We start from the raw sequence: 2,640 nt of genomic DNA on the forward strand, positions 1-2,640 counted from the left end.
AACTATCGCACCACCGAGGAGATTCGCCGCGAGGCGGTCTCCTTGCTTGAGCATGTCGAGGTCGATGACTTGGACGGCGGCAGTGACGAGATCGCGCGCTATAAGTCGCTGCTGCACGGCTCGGTGCCGGAGCACATTCGTGGTGCGTCGATGGACAGGGTCCGCAAAGGTATCGCCGAGTTCGTCGCTGGTTGTTTGCACGCGCATCTGGATGTCAAGATCGGCGTGATGGCGCCGACGGTGAAGCTGCGCGACCAGCTTGCGAAGCAACTCCGCGAAGCCGGCTACAAGGTCGCGACCGTCAACCATCGCGAGCGCCTCAGCCGCAAGGATGCCCTGATTTTCGCGATGACCCTGCATCGGGCCAAGGGGCTTGAGTTCGACGCCGTGGTGATCGTGGTGAACCGCGAACTCGATGATGAGTTGCGCAAGCTGGTCTATGTCGGCATGACGCGGGCGAAGCGGGCAGCGAGGCTCTACTCGGGTAGTCTGATTGGGAGGCGGCAGGTCGAGCCTCGGTCGGCATAGCCGTCAGTCAGCGAGACCGCTGCCGGAGGCAGGCAAGGAGCTGATGCTTGAACGTGAATCTCGCTCGATTCATTGACCGGGGTGGCGCCGGGCCACGAACGTTAGGGACGAATCTCGATCGGCGTGCCGTCGTCGACGGCGCGCCAGACCACCTCCATCGGGCCATTGCGCAGTGCGATGCAGCCGTGGGTGTGGTCGCGGTATTGGTTCAGCCAGCCGAGCCAGCCGCTGCCGTTGACCTGGCCGTGGATCATGATCAGCCCACCGGGATCATCGCCGCGCGCGGCCGCGGCGGCATGGTCGGCCGCATCGGGATAGGAGACATGCAGCGATTTGAAGCAGCAGCTCCCCGGGTTGCGCCAGTCGAGGATGTAGCGACCCTCGGGGGTGCGGCCGTCGCCCTCGCGCTGCTTGTGACCAATGGGGTCGAAGCCGAGGCTGATGCGCCACTGTCGGTAGATCTTGCCATCGCGGACCAATGACAGCCGCCGGGCACCTTTCTCGACCAGCACCAGATCGGCCTTGGGCGGATTGGCTCCGAGCAGATCAAGGCGCCAGGCGGGGAGTTGATATTCGAACTGATGTTGGATCAGGATCAGCAGCGCGAGCAGCATCAGGCCCCAGCCGGTCCAGCGGAGGCGCTGGCCGGGTTGCGGGCGGACCTTTGCCCTCCTGGTTGTGGTTGTTGCGCCTCCCGCGCCTGCTGTTCCTGACGCGCTTGCCGCAGCCCCGGGCGCTGTCGTGCTTGCCGCAGCGCCTGGTGTAGTCGTGGTTGCTGATCCGTGGGTGGTCATTTGCTCGCTGAACCTGGTCATTGAACGACTCGGTGCTGAGGGTCAGTGACTTGTCTTCACCTGATCATAAGCCGCCAAGGCCTCGGCGCGACTCTGCTTGAGATCGACGATCGGTGCTGGATAGTCGCGGCCGAGCCGGAGGCCGCATTGGGCCAGGAGGCTCGCCGTCGCCTGCCAAGGTTGATGGATGAACCGGTCGGGCAGTCGGGCCAGCTCCGGGCACCAGCGCCGGACATAATGCCCTTTTGTATCGAAGCGCTCGCCCTGCAGCACCGGGTTGAAGATGCGGAAGTAGGGGGCGGCATCGGCGCCGCAGCCGGCACTCCACTGCCAGCCCTGGGTGTTATTGGCCAGATTGGCATCGACCAGGGTGTCCCAGAACCAGCGCGCGCCTTCTTGCCAGGGCAGGCGCAGGTTCTTGGTCAGCAGTGAGGCGACGATCATCCGCACCCGGTTGTGCATCCAGCCTGTGTGCCAGAGTTCGCGCATGCCGGCATCGACGATGGGGATGCCGGTCTGGCCGCGCTGCCAGGCCCGAAGCAGCGGCTCGGTGTCGCCGCCGCGCCAGGGGAATTCGGCAAAGCGCGGGTTCAAGGGCTCGGTTGGCGTGTGCGGGAAGTGATAGAGCAGTTGATGACTGAACTCGCGCCAGCCCAGCTCGCGCTCAAAGGGCTCGGCGATCTCGGCAGCGATGCCTCGGTCGCGGATGGCGGCGAGGATCTGGCGCGGGCTGATCTCGCCGAAGTGCAGATGCGGTGAGAGCCGTGAGGTGCCGCGCTCGGCCGGCCAGTCGCGGGCCTGCTGATAAGGTTCAATTGGGCCGTTGAGAAAGCGCTGGAGTTCTGCGTGTGCGCCGTCCTCGCCTGGCTGCCAGTTCGCCTGCAGACCCTGATCCCAGGGGATGCTGGGGCGCAGCTCCAGTGCCTCAAGCGGAAGCGTTGTGAGTGCGGTTGGCAACGGTGGTAGGGCGTCTGGCGCATCCGCTGGGGCATTCGGGTCGGTCAGGTCGTCCCTTTTCGTCAGATCGACTCGTTTCATCAGCTCGGCCCTGAGCCGGCGCCAGTAGGGTGTGAAGACGCGATAGGGCTCGCCGGCGCCGGTCTTCAGCGCCCAGGGTTCGCTGAGCAGTGCGGCATTGTGGCTGCTGCAGCGGATGCCTTCGGCGCGCAGGGCCTGTTTGATCCTGCTATCGCGGGCGATCATCGCTGGCTCGTAGCAGCGATTCCAATGCACCGCGGTGGCCCCGGTCTCCAGGATGAGTTGCCGCAGTGTGGCAAGGCTCTCACCACGCCGAATCAGCAGTGTGCTTCCCAACTCA

General features: G+C 65.1%; 3 protein-coding genes. 1 reads left to right on the forward strand and 2 read right to left on the reverse strand.

Annotated elements, in window-relative coordinates:
- Positions 1-528: ATP-binding domain-containing protein (locus VBE63_RS27100; protein ID WP_323686102.1), on the forward strand; the 528-nt coding region annotated here is incomplete at its 5' end.
- Between the two features lie 101 nt (positions 529-629).
- Here VBE63_RS27100 and VBE63_RS27105 read toward each other — a convergent pair.
- Both VBE63_RS27105 and VBE63_RS27110 read right to left on the reverse strand, forming a co-directional pair.
- Positions 630-1,142 carry a L,D-transpeptidase family protein gene (locus VBE63_RS27105; protein WP_323686103.1) on the reverse strand — a complete coding sequence of 171 codons (513 nt, stop codon included), beginning with the start codon at positions 1,140-1,142 and terminating at the stop codon, positions 630-632.
- A gap of 222 nt (positions 1,143-1,364) precedes the next feature.
- A partial coding sequence (locus VBE63_RS27110; protein WP_323686104.1) for a deoxyribodipyrimidine photo-lyase occupies positions 1,365-2,640 on the reverse strand: 1,276 nt, incomplete at its 5' end.

Source organism: Lamprobacter sp., assembly GCF_034860625.1.
Lineage (GTDB): Bacteria > Pseudomonadota > Gammaproteobacteria > Chromatiales > Chromatiaceae > Lamprobacter.

Excerpts from the sequence above, each read along its gene's own strand:
- VBE63_RS27105 (WP_323686103.1), bottom strand. The coding sequence starts at position 1,142 with ATGCTGCTCGCGCTGCTGATCCTGATCCAACATCAGTTCGAATATCAA.